Annotated in this window: 11 protein-coding genes and 2 pseudogenes; 6 read left to right on the top strand and 7 right to left on the bottom strand. The window is 72.9% G+C overall.

Annotated features, from left to right (window positions below; genetic code table 11):
• The first annotated feature begins 64 nt into the window (after positions 1 to 64).
• From Pflav_RS32110 to Pflav_RS32095, 5 genes and pseudogenes are all read left to right on the top strand, one after another.
• Positions 65 to 835: an MBL fold metallo-hydrolase gene (locus tag Pflav_RS32110; protein ID WP_173040552.1), complete on the top strand. Its 771-nt coding sequence runs from the start codon at positions 65 to 67 to the stop codon at positions 833 to 835.
• Positions 751 to 4,455 carry an adenylate/guanylate cyclase domain-containing protein gene (locus Pflav_RS32105; RefSeq protein WP_415624354.1) on the top strand — a complete coding sequence of 1,235 codons (3,705 nt, stop codon included), beginning with the start codon at positions 751 to 753 and terminating at the stop codon, positions 4,453 to 4,455. The genes Pflav_RS32110 and Pflav_RS32105 overlap by 85 nt, the downstream gene beginning before the upstream one ends.
• Positions 4,452 to 5,374: pseudogene (locus tag Pflav_RS48150) on the top strand (serine/threonine-protein kinase); the annotation flags it as partial. The gene Pflav_RS32105 and the pseudogene Pflav_RS48150, both read left to right, overlap by 4 nt.
• An 83-nt stretch (positions 5,375 to 5,457) precedes the next feature.
• Positions 5,458 to 6,042, top strand: a complete 585-nt coding sequence (locus Pflav_RS48145; protein WP_332107896.1) for a hypothetical protein — start codon at positions 5,458 to 5,460, stop codon at positions 6,040 to 6,042.
• Between the two features lie 13 nt (positions 6,043 to 6,055).
• Entirely contained in the window at positions 6,056 to 6,730 is a 675-nt protein-coding gene (locus Pflav_RS32095) for a cellulose binding domain-containing protein (RefSeq protein ID WP_173040549.1), read from the top strand.
• Here the strand turns inward: Pflav_RS32095 and Pflav_RS32090 are convergent.
• From Pflav_RS32090 to Pflav_RS32060, 7 genes and pseudogenes are all read right to left on the bottom strand, one after another.
• On the bottom strand, positions 6,727 to 7,875 hold the full coding sequence (locus tag Pflav_RS32090) for an acyl-CoA dehydrogenase family protein (RefSeq protein WP_173040548.1): 1,149 nt from the start codon (positions 7,873 to 7,875) through the stop codon (positions 6,727 to 6,729). The genes Pflav_RS32095 and Pflav_RS32090 overlap by 4 nt on opposite strands.
• 7 nt (positions 7,876 to 7,882) lie before the next feature.
• Complete coding sequence (locus Pflav_RS32085) at positions 7,883 to 9,904, bottom strand: ATP-binding protein (protein WP_173040547.1); 2,022 nt, start codon at positions 9,902 to 9,904, stop codon at positions 7,883 to 7,885.
• Between the two features lie 10 nt (positions 9,905 to 9,914).
• The gene (locus Pflav_RS32080) at positions 9,915 to 11,510 is read right to left on the bottom strand and encodes an acyl-CoA carboxylase subunit beta (RefSeq protein ID WP_173040546.1); all 1,596 of its coding nucleotides are present in this window, start codon (positions 11,508 to 11,510) and stop codon (positions 9,915 to 9,917) included.
• 83 nt (positions 11,511 to 11,593) lie between these two features.
• A pseudogene (locus Pflav_RS32075) lies at positions 11,594 to 13,196 on the bottom strand (acyclic terpene utilization AtuA family protein).
• Positions 13,193 to 13,981, bottom strand: coding sequence for a TIGR03084 family metal-binding protein (locus tag Pflav_RS32070; protein WP_173040545.1), 789 nt, complete (start codon positions 13,979 to 13,981; stop codon positions 13,193 to 13,195). The pseudogene Pflav_RS32075 and the gene Pflav_RS32070 overlap by 4 nt, the downstream one beginning before the upstream one ends.
• A gap of 13 nt (positions 13,982 to 13,994) precedes the next feature.
• Positions 13,995 to 14,573: a TetR/AcrR family transcriptional regulator gene (locus tag Pflav_RS32065; RefSeq protein WP_173042755.1), complete on the bottom strand. Its 579-nt coding sequence runs from the start codon at positions 14,571 to 14,573 to the stop codon at positions 13,995 to 13,997.
• 99 nt (positions 14,574 to 14,672) lie between these two features.
• Complete coding sequence (locus Pflav_RS32060; RefSeq protein ID WP_173040544.1) at positions 14,673 to 15,350, bottom strand: Crp/Fnr family transcriptional regulator; 678 nt, start codon at positions 15,348 to 15,350, stop codon at positions 14,673 to 14,675.
• Between the two features lie 140 nt (positions 15,351 to 15,490).
• On the opposite strand from Pflav_RS32060, the gene Pflav_RS32055 reads away from it, so the two are divergent.
• Positions 15,491 to 16,156, top strand: a complete 666-nt coding sequence (locus tag Pflav_RS32055; protein ID WP_173040543.1) for an adenosylcobinamide amidohydrolase — start codon at positions 15,491 to 15,493, stop codon at positions 16,154 to 16,156.
• The last annotated feature ends 32 nt before the right edge of the window (positions 16,157 to 16,188 follow it).

Here is a 16,188-nt window from a genome sequence, read left to right as displayed (position 1 = left end):
CAGAGGCTGAGTGCTACCTGAGTGAAAGCCCGCCGTGTCACCCGGGCGCCGTAGGATCGCTGGCATGGTGGGGCACGTCACTGCGCCCGCGGCGGCGCTGGCCGACCGGTTGCCGGACTGGGTCACGCTTGTGCGCGCCCCCAACCCGGGGCCGATGACTCTGGATGGCACCAATACCTGGGTGCTGCGCGTGCCCGGCTACGAGCGCTCGGTCGTGATCGATCCGGGCCCGCTCGACGAGGGGCACCTGCGCGCGGTGGCCGCGACCGGCCCGGTCGGTGCGGTGCTGGCCACCCACGGCCACCCCGATCACGTCGAGGGGCTGGAGCGGTTCGTCGAGCTGACCGGCGCCAGCGACGACACAAGCGGGCTGGCGATCATTTCGGTGCCGGCGCCCGGGCACACCGCCGACTCGGTCTGCTTCCTCGTGGAGGCGGACGGGGAGCGGGTGATCTTCACGGGCGACACGATCCTGGGGCGCGGTACCACGGTCGTGGCGTGGCCGGACGGCAATCTTGGTGACTACCTGACGAGCCTCCAGGCGCTTACCGGGTACGAGGGAGTCCCGGCCCTGCCCGGCCACGGCCCGGCGCTGGCCGACTGCGCCGCCGCCGCCCGGTTCTACCTTGCCCACCGCCGCGCCCGCCTTGACCAGGTCAGACAGGCAATATCAGAGGGCGCGCAGAGCGCGCAAGAGGTCGTGGCGAAGGTCTACGCGGATGTGGACCCGTCGCTGTGGCCCGCCGCCGAATGGTCCGTGCGCGCCCAACTCGCGTACCTCGGGCACGACGGTGGGGAATCGACTTCCGGGTCGGTGTGGTTGGACTCACCGTGACTTGCCCCGTGTGCGGCACCGTCGCGGTGCCTGGCGCGCGTTTCTGCCACAACTGTGGCGCCGCGTTGCCGGCTGCTGCCTCGCTACCGGCTGCCGAGCGGCGGGTTGTCACGGTTCTCTTCGGCGACTTGTCCGACTTCACCTCGTGGTCCGAAGACCTCGACCCGGAGCGGGTCGGTGCTGTCACGGACCGGGTGCTGGCCGCGCTGGCCGGCGCGGTGAAGACGTTCGGCGGGCACGTCGACAAGCTCACCGGTGACGGGATCATGGCGGTCTTCGGCGCGCCCGTGGCCCACGAAGACGACGCCGAGCGGGCGGTCCGGGCCGCGCTGAGCATGCAGCGGGCGGTCCGCCGGGTGCTCGACGATGAGCGCGGCGGCGGCGCCCCGCTAGGGCTCCGGGTCGGGCTCAACACCGGCATGGTGGTCGCCGGCATCCAGGCCGCGATCGAGTACACGGTCATCGGCGACACGGTCAATACCGCCGCCCGCCTCGCCGACGCCGCCGCGGTGGGGGCGGTCTACGCCGGCGCCCGTACCTCGTCGGCGACCCGGCATGTGGCGTCGTGGCGTGAGCTGCGGCCGCTGCGACTCAAGGGCAAGCGCGAGCCGGTCGAGGCGTACGAGCTGTTGGGCCTCCACGACGCCCCGGGCACCCGCTCGGGCGTCGGCGACGAGGCGCCGTTCGTGGGGCGTGAGACTGAGCTGGGGCGAGTCGCCGGCCGCCTCGCCGAGGTGATCGAGAGCGCCGAGCCGAGGGTGCTCGTGCTGACCGCCGAGGCCGGCATCGGCAAGAGCCGGTTCGCGTCCGAAGTGGAGCGGCTCGCCGCTGGGTACGACGTGAGCGCCGGGCGGTACACCGCGACGACTGGCGCGCGGGTGCTCTCCGTGCGCTGCGCCGCCTTCGGCGAGCGCCGCCGGCTGGCTCCCCTTGCCGACCTGGTGCGCACCGCGATCGGCCTCCCGCGCGACTCGGCCACCGCGGTCACCCGCGCGGTCGTCGAGGAGCGGCTCAAGAGACTCGGCCAGCGCCTCGGCCGCTTCCGGTCCGATCCGCCGCCGGTCGCCGTCGAGCTCCTGCTGGCTCTGATGGGGTACGGAGAGACGCCGACCGCCCACGGCGTGCCGGCCGGGGTGGCGGAGTGGACCCCAGACACCCCCGCCCCGGACGTCGAGGCCACGCCGATCGCGGTCGCCCAGCTGCTCAGCGGCCTGGCCGGCGAGGTGCCGCTGCTCGTGATCGTGGACGACCTGCACGACGCGACGCCGGAGACGATCGAGGCGCTGGGCGTTACGCTGTCGCACCTCACGGGTCCGGTGCTGGTGCTGCTGCTGGGCCGTCCCGAGCTGGTCCGTACGGCTGGCGCGCTGACCCGGGTCGCCGACGCCGAGGTGTACCCGCTGCCCCCGCTACGCGGTGCCGACGCGGCCCGGCTGCTCACTTCGTACCTGCGTGGTGGACGGTTGCCCCAGGCCGACACCGACCGGCTGCTCTCCACCGCGCAGGGCAATCCCTTCTACCTGGCCGAGCTGGTCACGCTGCTCATGGAGCGGGGCGCGCTTACGCCGGTGGCCGGTGTCAGCGGCACGTGGCGGCTGGCGCCAGGCTCGCTCGGCAGCCGGCTGCTCTCCCGCGACCTCGCCGCCGTGCTGGCCGCCCGCATCGACGCGCTGCCCGCCGACGCCCGGGCCGTGCTCCGGGACGCCGCCGTGATCGGCGACTCCGTTCCGGAGGGCACGCTGGAGGCGCTGCGCGAGCGGCGGGCCGGCCGCGACGGTCGCCCGACCGCGGTCGCCGCCGTCGAGCTGGAGCGGGCCGTCGACGAGCTGCTCCAGCGGCGGATGCTGAGGCGTACGCGGGATGGGTTCGCTTTCCCGACGCCGCTGATGCGCGAGGCGGCGTATGCGGGGATCGGCAAGACCGACCTGGCCGAGCGGCACGCCACGCTGGCGCAGTGGGCCGCGCCTGCCCCTTCCGCGCTTCCGCCTGGGCGGGTCGCCCGCGTGGGTGGCTTCGGCGGGATGACGCCGGCCGACCGTGACGCGTTCATCGCCGGGCACGTCGAGCGGGCCGCGGCGCTCGCCGACGCGGTGAGCCTCCGGCCGGACGCGGTCGCCCGTACGGTGGTGCCGCTGGGCGTCGCCGCGCTGGGCCGGGCCGCCCGCCGCTCACTCGCGATGGGCGAGCCGACGCTGGCCGCCGAGTACGCCGAGCGGGCCGTCAAGCTCGCCGGCGACGGACTGCCCAACGCCGACCGCCTCGTGCTGGCGCGGGCACTGCTCCAGACCGGCCGGGCCGGCGACGCGCTGGCGTACGCGGAAAAGCTCTCCGCCAACGCCGGCGACGACGCGGCCGTGCGGGCCGGTGCTCTCCTGGTCATGGGCCGGGCCCAACGGGTGCTCGGCGAGCCTGACCGCGCGCTGCACGCCTGGCAGGAGGCCATGCAGGTGGCCACCGAGGCGGGTCTGCCCGGCCCCCGCGCCGAGGCGATGCGGCGGTTGGGCATGGCCGACTACCTGCGCGGGCGGCTCGGGCAGGCGAGCAGCCGCTTCGCGGGGGCGTACCAGGTGGATCTCGCCTCGGGCGACCGCCTCGGGCAGGCGTGGTCGCTTCAGGACCTGGCCTGGGTGACCACGACGCGGGGTGACTTCGCCGGTACGGACGCCGTGCTCGGGCGGGCCGCGCGGCTCTTCGCCGAGCTGGGCGACCCGACCGGGCGGGCCTGGCTGCGCGGCACGACGGCGTTCGCCCGGCTGCTGGCCGGGCGGCTGGCGGAGGCGCGGCGGCTGGCACGGATCTTCCTGCCGTTCGGCGAGCGGGTCGGCGAGGCGTGGGCGGTGGGCACGTTGCGCGCGGTCGAGGCGTTCGCCGCGGCCGAGCTGGGCGACCTCACCGAGGCCGACCGCGAGGCGCGCCGGGCGTACCGGGACTTCGACGCCGTCGCCGACGACTGGGGGCGTGGCTTCGCGCTCGTGGTGCGCGGGGCGATCGCCCGCGGGCTGGGCCAGTTCGAGCACGCGACCGACCTGCTGACCGACGCTTTGGGGTATGCGGAGCGCACCGGGCATCCGCTGCTGACCGGCATGGCTGGCACCACGCGCGGGTTCGTGGCGCTGGACAGCGGCGACGTCGAGGGTGCCGCACGCGACGCGCAGACCGTGATGACCAAGGTCGAGCCCAACAACCCGCTCTCGCCGGCACAGGTCGGCCCGCGGGTGCTGCTGGCCCGCGCCCGGCTGGCCGAGGGTGACGCGCCCACCGCCATCGGGCTGCTCGCGCCGATCGCCAGCAATGCGAAGGGGCCCGGGCTGCTCTTCTCGCGGCGGCAGGCGCTCGCGGCGTACGCGGCGGCGCTGCTCGCCGAGGGGCAGCAGATGCAGGCGCTCGACTGGGCTCGGCGGGCGGTGGCCGTACCGGCCGAGGACGTGCGCAGCTGCGTGGTCGCCGCCGAGGTGCTCGCCGAGTCGCTGGCCGCCGGAGGCCAGCACGAGGAGGCACTGGCGGCGGCCGATGACGCCGTGCGGTACGCGTACGAGACGCAGCGGGTTGTCGAACGCGCGGGAGCAGACGCGGTGCGGGAACGGCTAGGCCGCGTGTCTTCGGTACCTTCTAACCCGTGACCGAAGGGGCCTCGACCGCGCTGCCGTTGCCGGTGGTGCCGGGGCTGTCCGGATTGTCGGTACTTGCCCGTGGTGGGTACGCCACCGTCTACCGCGCGATCCAGGAGTCGGTCGCCCGCGAGGTCGCCGTCAAGGTGGAAAACCGTACGCTCGACAACGAGCGTGACCAGCGGCGATTCCTGCGTGAGGCGCGGGCGGCGGGCCGGATGTCGTCGCACCCGCACGTTGTCGACCTCTTCGACGCCGGTGTGACGGCCGACCAGCATCCGTACCTGATCATGGAGCTGTGCGAGGGCTCGTACGCCGATCGCATGCGCGACGCGCCGCTTCAACCGGCCGAGGCCCGCGAGGTGGGCATGAAGATCGCCGATGCGCTGGCCGACGCCCACCAGCTCGGCGTGCTGCACCGCGACGTCAAGCCGGCCAACATCCTCCGTTCCCGCTTCGGCGAGCCGGCGCTGGCCGACTTCGGCCTCGCGATCCTCGCCGAGGCGCGCGACTCCTCGGTCACGCTCGAAGTGCTCACCCCGGCGTACGCGCCGCCGGAGATGTTCCGGCACAGCGCCCCCTCGCCGGCCGTAGACGTGTACGCGCTCTGCGCCACCCTGTACGCCGTGATGCGCGGCAAGCCACCACGCTGGCGCGAAGATCGCAACCCGAGCCTGATCACGCTCATGGAGATGTTCAACCAGCCCATCCCGGATCTGCCCGGCGTGCCCGGCGCACTGATGGACGTGCTGCGGCACGGGATGGCCAACGAGCCGGAATCCCGCCCGTCGGCCGTGCAGCTTCGCGAGATGCTGGCCTCGGTGCCGCTGGCCGGGCCGACGCCCCATCGACGCCACGCGGCGTCTACGTGTCTACGTACGCCCCGCCGACGCCCACCCCGTCTCCAATGCCGGCCGCGCCGGCCTCACCCGGCCCGCATACCCGCTCTCGCCCGGCCCCGGCTTCACACCGGGCGGTCCGTCGGGGTTCGCCAGCCCTCCGCCGCCCCAGCACATGCGCGCGACCAGCTTTGTCCCGCCGCACGACAACACGCCGACGGTCGGCACCGGACGCCGGCGAAGCCCCATGCGCGGGATCCTCGCCGGCGTCGCCGCGCTCGCCCTACTCGTGGTGGTGAGCGCGACCTCCTGGTACGTGGCCAGCCGCCCCGACCCCACGCCGAGCCCCAGCGTCCTCCTGCCCACCACCGGCGCCCCGCTCCCGTCGCTCGGGGGAGGCGCGCTTCCTGGCTGCCTGCTGCCGGTCCAGGGCGGCCGCTGCCCCGCCGAGCTGGAGTGCTACGGCGCGGCCGACGCGAGCGGCCCAGGCATCCGCGCGCCCCGCGTCGACTGCGGCGGTCGGCACACCTGGGAGGCGTACGCGGTCGGCGACCTGCCGGAAGGCGCAGAGCCCGGCGACATCGCCGACGAGCCGGCGGTCAAGTCGCTGTGCACCGACAGCACGTTCATGCGGACTACGCTGCTCCTCTCGACCGCGGGCTGGGAGTTCGAGGTCCTGGGCTCCGAAGGCGACCGCACTTTCCGCTGCCTGGCCGGCAAGGGCCGGGACGCCCTGCGGGGCCCGACGCTGGCGAAGTAGCGGGGACCTTTTGATGGGTCGACTGTGGCGCCCGCGTGCGTTCGAGATGCTGCCCTGGCTGCCGACGGTCGCCGGCGTGGGCGCACTGGCCGGTCTGCTGGTCTTCGCGCTCGTGAGCCTGCGGCCGGACGTGTCGGACCGGGCGTTGCCGCCGGGCCCGATCGCGACGCCGCCGTTCCTGGCCGGCCCGGGCGCGCCGGACGCGCCCAGCCCCACGACCACCGCCGCGACCCCGAGGGCGACGCTCAACTCGCCGCGGCGCCCATCTCCGTCTCTGCCTCTACCGCTATCCCCATCGCCATCCCCAGCCGCGACGCCGTCCCGCTCCCGAACGGTCGAGCCTCCCGCTCGGCGGCCACCCGCGGCCGATCTCACCGGCCGGTACCGGACCGTGCAGACCTTCGAGGGCGGCTTCTTCGGCGAGGTGCTGGTGACCAACTCGTCCGCCACCCGCCGTACGTGGACGGTGCGGCTGCACTTCCCGTCGACGATTGGCCCGATGCGCACCTTCTGGGTGGAGAGCGCGCCGCAGGCGACCCTCAAGCAGGAGGGCGACGTGTTCGCCTTTACCGGCAGCGCGCCGGTAGAGCCGGGAGCCTCGGTCGCGTTCCGCTTCCAGTTCGACCGCAAGACCTCGGTGACGACCCCGCTGACCTGCGACGTCAACGGAACCGCCTGTACGCCCTAGTACGACTTGGGCTGGTCCAGCACGTGCTGGGCGACGAAGTTGAGGATCATCTCGCGGCTGACCGGGGCGATCCGGCCGGCGCGGACGGCGCCCAGCAGTGTGGCCACGCCGTACTCGGTGGTCATCCCGTTGCCGCCGTGCACCTGGATCGCCGTGTCTACGGCGAGCGCGGCGGCGTCGGCGGCCGCGTACTTGGCCATGTTGGCGGCGACACCGGCTTCCACGTCGCGCCCAGCGTCGTAGAGCGCGGCCGCCTTGGCGATCATCAGGCGGGCGAGCTCCACCTGCACCGCCGCGTGCGCGAGCGGGTGTGCGACGCCCTGGTGGGCGCCGATCGGCCGGCCCCACACCGCGCGTGTGGCGGTGTAGGTGGAGGCGCGGGCGAGCGCATACCTGGCGGTACCGGCGGCCATCGCGGCAACGGTGATGCGCTCGGGGTTGAGGCCGGAGAAGAGCGCGGGCAGGCCGGCATCGACGCCGCCGATCAAAGCGTCGGCCGGTACGCGCACGTCGTCGAGGTAGAGCAGCCACTGGTTTTCCGGCGACACGATCTCCATGTCCAGCTTGGTGGCCAGCAGGCCGGGCGCGTCGACGGGCACGAGGAAGAGTGCCGGCTGCAACCGGTCGCCGGTCGAGACGCGGGCGACCACCAGTACGTACGACGCCTCGTCCACCCCGGAGATGAAGCACTTGCGGCCGGAGATGAGCCAGTCGTCGCCGTCGCGGCGGGCGGTCGTGCCGAGGCGGTGCGCGTTGGAGCCGGCCTCCGGCTCGGTGATCGCGAAGGCGACCTTGAGCGAGCCGTCCGCGAACCCGGGCAGGTACGTCGACCGCTGGGCGGGGGTGCCGTGCTTGGCGATCACCGTGGCCGCGATGGCCGGCGAGACCACGAGCAGTAGCAGCGGGCAGCCCGCGGCGGCCAGCTCCTCGCAGACGATGGCTAGCTCGGTGATGCCGCCGCCCCCACCGCCGTACTCCTCTGGGACGTTGACGCCCAGGTAGCCGAGCTTGCCGGCCTCCGACCACAGCTCCGTGGTGTGCTCGCCGGACTTGGCTTTGGCCACGTAGTACCCGTGGCCGTAGCGGCTTCCGAGCGCGGCCACGGCGTCGCGGAGGTCGGCCTGTTGAGGGTTTGGTTCGAACATATGAGCATCACTCCGGGGTGAGGACCGCCAGTACCGCTCCGGTGTCGACCTGCGCGCCAGCGGCCACCGGCAGCGAGGCGACCACGCCGGCGGCCGGGGCGTGTACGGGGTGTTCCAGCTTCATCGCCTCGAGCGTCATCAGCAGCTCGCCGGCGCCCACGCGCTGGCCAGGGGTGACCAGGACCCGGCTGACCGCGCCGGGCAGCGGGGCGACAAGCGAGCCCTCGATCAGCTCCGGCTCCGGCTGGGGGAAGCGGGGCAGCTCGGTCAGGGCAACCGACCCCTCCGGGCCGTCCACATAGGAGACGTTGCCGACGCGGTCGACGTCCAGCGCGAGGCGGATGCCGTTGACGTCGAGGATGACCCGGTCCGGCGCGGCCGAGACCAGCGCGACCGGCGGGTGGTCGTCGGTGACCGGCGGGTGGCCAAGGCCGGCGAGGTCGAGGTCTTCCGGGTCGACCGCGCGTACCCACCAGTTGGCCAGCTCGCCGGCCCGATCCAGGCGGTAGCCGACCTCGACCGGACCGGCCGGGCCGTCGTACACAGTGGTCTGTGAGCCGGACGGAACGTTGCGCCACCCTGATGGGAGCGAGCGCAGCACGGCCGCGGACTCGCGCCGGGCCGCCGACTCGGCGAGCGCGGCAGCCAGGCAGGAGACCCGGACTGCGTCCACTGAGGACAGCAGCGGGGCGAAGACCTCCTGGTGCCGGTCGAGAAAGCCGGTGTCGATGTCGCCGGACTGGAACGTCGGGTGGCGCAGCACGCGGACCAGCAGGTCGCGGTTTGTCACCACGCCGTGGATGCGGGAGCGGGTCAGCGCGGAGGCGAGCAGCCGGGCCGCCTCGTGCCGGGTGGGCGCCCAGGCGATGAGCTTGGCCAGCATCGAGTCGTAGTGGACGCCGACGACCGAGCCGTCCCGTACCCCGGAGTCGAGCCGCAACCCGGGCTGTATCAGCGGGCGGAACTCGGCCGCCACCTCGGGCACGCGCAGCCGGTGCAGGGTCCCGGTGGAGGGGAGCCAGGCGTAGGCGGGGTCCTCGGCGCAGAGCCGTACCTCGATCGCGTGCCCGCGGATCGGTGCGGCGCCGGCCATCGGCAGCGGCAGGCCTTCCGCGACGAGCAGCTGGAGCTGTACCAGGTCGAAGCCGGAGACGCACTCGGTGATGGCGTGCTCGACCTGGAGGCGGGTGTTCATCTCCAGGAAGTAGAACTCGCCGCTCGGCGCGAGCAGGAACTCCACGGTGCCGGCACCCACGTAGCCGACCGCGCGGGCGGCCGACACCGCGGCCGCGCACAGCTCTTCGCGCATCGCGGGCGTGACCGCGGGCGAGGGCGTCTCCTCGATGATCTTCTGGTGCCGCCGCTGGATCGAGCACTCCCGCTCGCCGAACGGGATGACGTTGCCGTGCGAGTCGGCGAAGATCTGCACTTCGACGTGGCGTGAGCGGTCCACGTACCGCTCGAGGAAGACCGTCCCGTCGCCGAACGCGCTGGCCGCCTCCCGCCGCGCCGAGGCGACCGCCTCGCTCAGCGACTCGGCGTCGCGCACGATCCGCATACCCCGGCCGCCGCCGCCCGCGGATGCCTTGACCAGTACCGGAAACTCGGTTACCTCGTCCGGGTCGAGGTAGGTAGGTAGCATCGGGACGCCGGCGTCGGCGAGCAGCGTCTTGGCCTCGATCTTCGAGCCCATCATCTTGACGACCTTGGCGGGTGGTCCGACCCAGGTAAGGCCCGCGTCGGCGACGGCCGCCGCGAAATCCGCGTTCTCCGCGAGAAACCCATACCCCGGGTGTACGGCGTCCGCGCCGGTCTTGCGCGCCGCGGCGACGAGCAGATCCCCGCGCAGGTACGTGGCCGTGGGCGCGTTGCCCGGCAGGTGCACCGCGTAGTCCGCCTCGGCGACGTGTGGCGAGTCGGCGTCGCCGTCCGAGTAGACGGCAACCGTCTCGATCCCGATCAGCCGGCAGGTGGCGAAGACGCGTCGCGCGATCTCACCGCGGTTGGCGACCAACAGTCGTCGAATCACTGTGCCTGCCTCACATCCGGAAGACGCCGAAGCCCTCGGCGCCCTTGATCGGTCCACTGTGGATCGCGGAGAGGCAGAGCCCCAGTACGGTCCGGGTGTCACGCGGGTCGATCACGCCGTCGTCGTACAGGCGGCCGGACAGGAAGAGCGCGGCCGACTCCGACTCGATCTGCCGCTCGGCCATCGCGCGCATGGCCTTGTCGGAGTCCTCGTCGTACGGCTGGCCCTTGGCCTCGGCGGCCTGCCGCGCCACGATCGACAACACTCCGGCGAGCTGGGCCGGACCCATCACGGCGGACTTCGCGTTCGGCCAGCTAAAGAGGAAGCGCGGGTCGTACGCCCGGCCGCACATGCCGTAGTTGCCGGCACCGTACGAGGCGCCGAGGTTGACGGTCAGGTGCGGGACGGTCGAGTTGGCCACCGCGTTGATCATCAGGGCGCCGTGCTTGATGATGCCGCGCTGCTCGTACTCGGTGCCGACCATGTAGCCGGTCGTGTTCTGGAGGAAGAGCAGCGGGGTGTCGGAGGCGTTGGCGAGCTGGATGAACTGCGCCGCCTTCTGCGCCTCGTCGGAGAAGAGCACGCCGCGCGCATTGGCCAGCACGCCGACCGGGTAGCCGTGCAGTTCGCCCCAGCCGGTGACGAGCGCGGTGCCGTACGCCGGCTTGAACTCGTCGAACTCGCTACCGTCCAGCACCCGGGCCAGCACCTCGCGCGGGTCGAACGGCACCTTGAGGTCGGCGCTGGCCACCGCGAGGAGGTCTTCGAGGTCGTGCTTGGGTGGCGTTGTGATCCGCGGGGCGGGTCCGGCTTTGCGCCAGTTCAACCGCCGAACACACTGACGGGCCAGCCGGATGCCGTCGCGCTCGTCCTCGGCCACGTAGTCGGCGAGTCCGGATCGGGCCGCGTGCATCGCCGCGCCGCCCAGCGACTCGTCGTCGGTGATCTCGCCGGTGGCCATGCGGACCAGCGGCGGGCCGGCGAGGAAGACCTTGGCCTGGTTGCGCACCATGATCGTGTAGTCGGACATGCCCGGCACGTACGCCCCGCCGGCGGTCGCGTTGCCGAACACCACGCTCAGCGTCGGGATGCGCGCCGCGGAGAGCCGGGTCAGGTCGCGGAACACCTGCCCGCCCGGGATGAAGATCTCCGCCTGGCTGGGCAGGTCGGCGCCGCCCGACTCGACCAGGTTGATCAGCGGGAGGCGGTTGGTCAGCGCGATCTCGCCGGCCCGGCGGGTCTTCTTCAACGTGTACGGGTTGACCGCGCCGCCGCGGACCGTCGGGTCGTTCGCGATGATCACGCACTCGACGCCCTCGACCACGCCGATACCGGTGACCACGCTCGCGCCGACTGGAAAGTCGGTACCCCACGCGGCGACCGGGGACAGCTCCAGAAATGGCGCGTCCTGGTCGAGCAGCAGCTCGATCCGCTCGCGCGGGAGCAGCTTGCCGCGCGCGTGGTGGCGGGTCACGTACTTCTCACCGCCGCCGCCCCGGGCCGCGCCAAGTGCCGTGTCCAGCTCCGCGAGCCGCTCCAGCATCGCGCCGCGATTTTGCGGGTACGAAGGGTGGCGCGGGTCGATGGCGGTGTCCAGGACGGCCATGGCTCATACCCCCATCTGGTTCGCGACCTCGGAACTGCCCTTCGTCGTAACGAGCGGCTTACCCGCTGCGACACGGATGGCGTTCACGGTCCCTCCTCGATCCGGGCCCGCAACCGCTCACCGAGCGCTTTCCCTTGTGGATCAAGCCAATCGCGCCGTGCGAGCAGGCCGCGAACCACGAAGTTGAGCGCCCCGAGGTTGGGCAGCTCGTAGCGCTCGACCGGGTGCCCGGCCGCCTCCGGCAGCAACTCCACGAACCTCTCGCCGGTCAACCAGCCAGCGAGCGCCGCATAGTCCTCGGCACGTCGCACCCAAACACCAACGTTCGCGTCCACCCCCTTATCCCCCGACCGAGTCCCGACCCGCCCCGCCACCCCTGCGGTTGATCAGGGAGTTGGTGGGCGTGTCGGGCGGCGTGTTCGTCCACCAACTCCCTGATCAACGGCTCGGTGCGCGCCGGCGGGGGATTTCGATGCGGGTGCCGTTCGGCGGGACGGCCCAGTGGGGGGTTGAGGGAGCTCCTCCGTCGTGAAGATCGTGTGGGGGTGGCGTCAGTGGGTGGAGTAGTTAGGGTGCAGCCGGGGTAGGAGGCTAAGGCCAGCTCCACGGCGGCGGAGGAGAAAGCGCGGCCGGCGCGTTTCGGGTCGGGGTCGTGGATCGCGGCGTTCAGGAGGGCGCCGCCCGCGGTCTCGGTGACCGTGAATGTCAGGCCCTCTTTGCCGACCGCGTCCTCCAGCTGAGTGCGCACCAGGGCGGCCTTGGCGTCGAGGTCGAGCCCGGTGAGCACGAACGTCATCGCGTTGCGGTGGCCGTCGATGCCGGCGACGCCGACCTTGAGAGTGGGCGGTGGGGCGTGCCACGGGTACCGGTGACCCGTACCCGATCCGGGGCCTCCTGGGCCAGCCGCACGGTGTCGAGGTGTGTCACCACGTCCGGGCCGGGGTACGCGGACGCGGCGATCTCGTACACGAGCTGGGCGGTCACCGTCTCCACCGTCACCGCGCCGCCGGTGCCGGGGTGCTTGGTGATCACGGCGGAACCGTCGGCGTGTACCTCGGCGATCGGAAACCCTGGCCGCCGCCCGCCGTCCGGCAGCTCGGTGAAGAAGCTGAAGTTGCCGCCGGTGGCCTGCGCGCCGCACTCCAGTACGTGGCCGGCGACCGTCGCGCCGGCCAGCGCGTCGAGGTCGTCGCGGGTCCAGCCGTAGTGGGCGATCGCCGGGCCCACCACCAGCGATGCGTCGGTGACCCGGCCGGTCACCACGACATCGGCACCGGCGGTGAGACAGGAGGCGATGCCGAACGCCCCGAGGTACGCGTTGGCGGCGAGCGCACCAGGGCGGTCGAGGGCGTCCCCTTCCACGTACCCGATGGAGGTCGAGAGGCCGAGCCGCGCGGCGAGGGACCGGAGCGCGGTGGCCAGCCCGGCCGGGTTGAGGCCGCCGGCGTTGGTCACGATGCGGACCCCGCGCTCGGCGGCCAGGCCGAGGCACTCCTCCATCTGCCGCAGGAACGTGCGGGCGTAGCCCAGCGAAGGGTCCTTGAGCCGGTCGCGGCCGAGGATCAGCATGGTCAGCTCGGCCAGGTAGTCACCGGTGAGCACGTCGAGCGGGCCGCCCTCGAGCATCTCCCGCCAGGCCGCCGAGCGGTCGCCGTAGAAGCCGGAGGCGTTGCCGATGCGGATCATGACCGGCTGCCGGTCGGCTCGCGGCCAGCGCCGGGCGGCCCGGCGAAGGCCTGGGCGATGTCCAGCCACTCGTCGGCCACCGGCCCGGTCGCCACCAGCGCCAGGTCCGCGCGGTGCCGCCGCTGGGTGACAAGCAGGCAGAAGTCGAGCGCGGGTCCGACGACGCGGTCGGTGGCATCGCTCGGCCCGTACTCCCAGATGCCGGAAGGACCGACCAGCTCGACCCGGACCGGTACCGCCGGGATGTCGCGGCCGTGGGCCATGAAGCTGTGCCCGAGGGTACGGACGCCGAGGTACGCGACGTGCCGCAGCCGGTGGGTCGGCGTGCGGCGGTGGCCGAGGGTGTCCGCGACGTCCTGGCCGTGCGCCCACGTCTCCATGATCCGTGCGGTGATCATCGAGGCGGGCGACATCGCCGTGCCGTACCAGGGCAGCTTGACTCCGCGCGGTGCGGCGGCCAACGCGCTGGCGAGGGCGGCGCGGCCATCCCGCCACCGGCCGAGCAGCTCGGCGGGCGGGCCGAGGAAGCTCTCGGTGCCCAGGTCGACGAAGTGGAACGGATCGCCCGCCGCGCCGGCCAGCGAGGCGTGGAAGGCGTCCGGATCTGTGGCCGCCAGCAGCGCCATGCGGTCGGTCCAGGCCAGGTGTGCGATCTGGTGTGCGATCGTCCAGCCGTCCGCGGGCGTCAGACGGGCCCAGTGCGTTTCCGGCAGCGGGCCGACGCGGGCGTCCAGGTCGGCCGACTCGGCGGCGAGGTCGGCGAGGAGTCCGGCGAGGTCGGGCATGCGTGCCTCCGCGTCACAGAAGGGTGGCCAACTGCCGCTTCCAGGCGGCGAGCAGCGCGGTGCGCCGCGCGGTGTCGTCGGAGAGCAGGTTGGCCACGCCGAGGCCGCGGAGCAGGTCAAGGGTGGCCTGCACGGCCTCGCGCACGCCCAGGGCGCGCTCGTCGGCGCCGAGCAGCTCGACGGTCAGCCGGTGCATCTCCCGGCCGACCCGCGCCTCCAGCGGGACCAGCGCCGCGCGCAGGTCGGGATCAGTGCGGGCGGCGATCCACACCTCCAGCGCGGCCACGTAGAGCGGCCCGGTGAACGCGGACGCCAGCATGTCGACCACTCCGTCGAGCCGCTCCGGTCCTGGCGGGAGGGCCGCCGCCTCGGTGCGGATCTCCTCGGCGCGGCGCTCGGCCAAGTGCTCGACCGCGGCCATGACGAGGGACGCCTTGGTCGGGTAGTGATGCAGCTGCGCGCCCCGCGAGACACCCGCCATGGCGGCCACGACCGTGGTGGTCGTGCCGGACCAGCCCCGCTCGACGAGACACTCCACAGTGGCTTCCAGAAGGCGGGCCTGGGTGGCGCGACTGCGCTCCTGCTGCGGCATGCGTACCGGCACAGCCTCAGCCTGCCCCTTGCCAAACAAACAGTCAAGCCTGCTTGTTTTGCGACCACTCAGACACGAGCGGGCCGAGCGCGGGCGGTTTTACACGCGGGCGCGGCGGGCCAGGCGCTCGGGGTCGAGGATGATCACGCTCTTGCCGTCGAGCCGCAGCCAGCCGCGGGAGGCGAAGTCGGCGAGCGCCTTGTTGACCGTCTCGCGGGAAGCGCCGACAAGCTGGGCCAGCTCCTCCTGGGTCAGGTCGTGCGTCACCCGCAGTACACCGCCGTCGCGGGTGCCGAAGCGGCCGGCCATCTGGAGGAGGTTTTTCGCCACGCGGCCGGGCACGTCCGTGAAGATCAGGTCGGCCAGCGCGTCGTTGGTCCGGCGCAGCCTACGGGCCAGCACCCGCAGCAGCTGCTCGGCGATCTCGGGCCGATTGTTGAGCCAGGGGCGGAGGGCCTGCTTGCGCAGCCGGGCCAGGCGGGTGTCGGTGACCGCGGTCGCCGTGGCCGTGCGCGGTCCGGGGTCGAAGAGGGAGAGCTCGCCCAGCATGTCGGACGGGCCCATGATCGAGACGAGGTTTTGCCGGCCGTCGGCGGCACGCCGCCCTAGCTTGATCTTGCCGGACAGCACGATGTAAAGGCTGTCGCCGGGCTCGCCCTCGTTGAACACGACCTCGCCCTTGCGGGCCTCGATCGTCTCCATCTCCTTGGCGAGCGCTTCCGCCGCCTCGGGGTCGACGCCCTGGAAGATCCCGCTACGGGCCAACACCTCATCCATCGCCGCACCTCCGCCTGCGCATACTCTCACTCACCGGCGCACTCGCCAGCGTGTCGACGCGTGCAGTAAGTCTAGGCCCACCAGCGCGGCGACCGGGGGAGCACCCCCGGAACTTGATCTGCGTCCGTAGAGTCCGATGGATGTCCACCGAGCCGACGCTGACTACCCGCCGTGAGGACGGGCGGGACATTCCCCTGCTGGTCTGGCGGCTGGCCGAGCCGCTGCTGGCGATCTCGTCCGCACCGCTGGGCGGTGGGATCGGCGTACGCCACTGGGTGGTCAACGCGACGGTGCCGATGTCGTACCGCCGCGACGATCCGGACGTCCACCTCGCCGAGCTCGCCGCTCGGGAGCGCCTCACCGGTCCGGGCATCGGGCTGCTCACCGGCGTGGACGTCGCCGAGGTCGTCGCCGCGGAAGACAGCGGTGTGCGGGTGTGGGCCACGGTGGGGCTCGGCGACCCGATCTGGGCGGCCGCCCCACCCGCCGCGGCGGCGACAGGGCCGGGCACCGTGAACATCGTGGTGCGCGTGCCCGCCCGCCTCTCGCCCGCCGCGCTGGTCAACGCGGTCGCCACGGCCACCGAGGCCAAGGCGCAGGCGCTGCGGGAGATCGGGCTGGCCGCGACCGGTACCTCGACCGACGCGGTCTCGATCCTCTGCGCCGCGGACGGGCCGGAGTCGGCGTACGGCGGGCCGCGCTCGGAGTGGGGCGCACCGCTCGCCCGAGCGGTCCACGTTGCCGTCCGAACGGGTGGCGGCACCGGTCAAGGGTCCGGAATGCCCTGGTCAGACCGGCTTCTATAAGTCGTCCGGGCTGGCGCCGGGAATGTATTGTC

It is taken from the genome of Phytohabitans flavus, assembly GCF_011764545.1.
Classification (GTDB): Bacteria; Actinomycetota; Actinomycetes; order Mycobacteriales; family Micromonosporaceae; genus Phytohabitans; species Phytohabitans flavus.
This window is presented reverse-complemented; position numbering and strand designations above follow the sequence as displayed.

Excerpts from the sequence above, each read along its gene's own strand:
- Pflav_RS32110 (WP_173040552.1), top strand. The coding sequence starts at position 65 with ATGGTGGGGCACGTCACTGCGCCCGCGGCGGCGCTGGCCGACCGGTTG.
- Pflav_RS32105 (WP_415624354.1), top strand. The coding sequence starts at position 751 with ATGGTCCGTGCGCGCCCAACTCGCGTACCTCGGGCACGACGGTGGGGA.
- Pflav_RS48145 (WP_332107896.1), top strand. The coding sequence starts at position 5,458 with ATGCGCGCGACCAGCTTTGTCCCGCCGCACGACAACACGCCGACGGTC.
- Pflav_RS32095 (WP_173040549.1), top strand. The coding sequence starts at position 6,056 with ATGGGTCGACTGTGGCGCCCGCGTGCGTTCGAGATGCTGCCCTGGCTG.
- Pflav_RS32090 (WP_173040548.1), bottom strand. The coding sequence starts at position 7,875 with ATGTTCGAACCAAACCCTCAACAGGCCGACCTCCGCGACGCCGTGGCC.
- Pflav_RS32080 (WP_173040546.1), bottom strand. The coding sequence starts at position 11,510 with ATGGCCGTCCTGGACACCGCCATCGACCCGCGCCACCCTTCGTACCCG.
- Pflav_RS32070 (WP_173040545.1), bottom strand. The coding sequence starts at position 13,981 with ATGCCCGACCTCGCCGGACTCCTCGCCGACCTCGCCGCCGAGTCGGCC.
- Pflav_RS32065 (WP_173042755.1), bottom strand. The coding sequence starts at position 14,573 with ATGCCGCAGCAGGAGCGCAGTCGCGCCACCCAGGCCCGCCTTCTGGAA.
- Pflav_RS32060 (WP_173040544.1), bottom strand. The coding sequence starts at position 15,350 with ATGGATGAGGTGTTGGCCCGTAGCGGGATCTTCCAGGGCGTCGACCCC.
- Pflav_RS32055 (WP_173040543.1), top strand. The coding sequence starts at position 15,491 with ATGTCCACCGAGCCGACGCTGACTACCCGCCGTGAGGACGGGCGGGAC.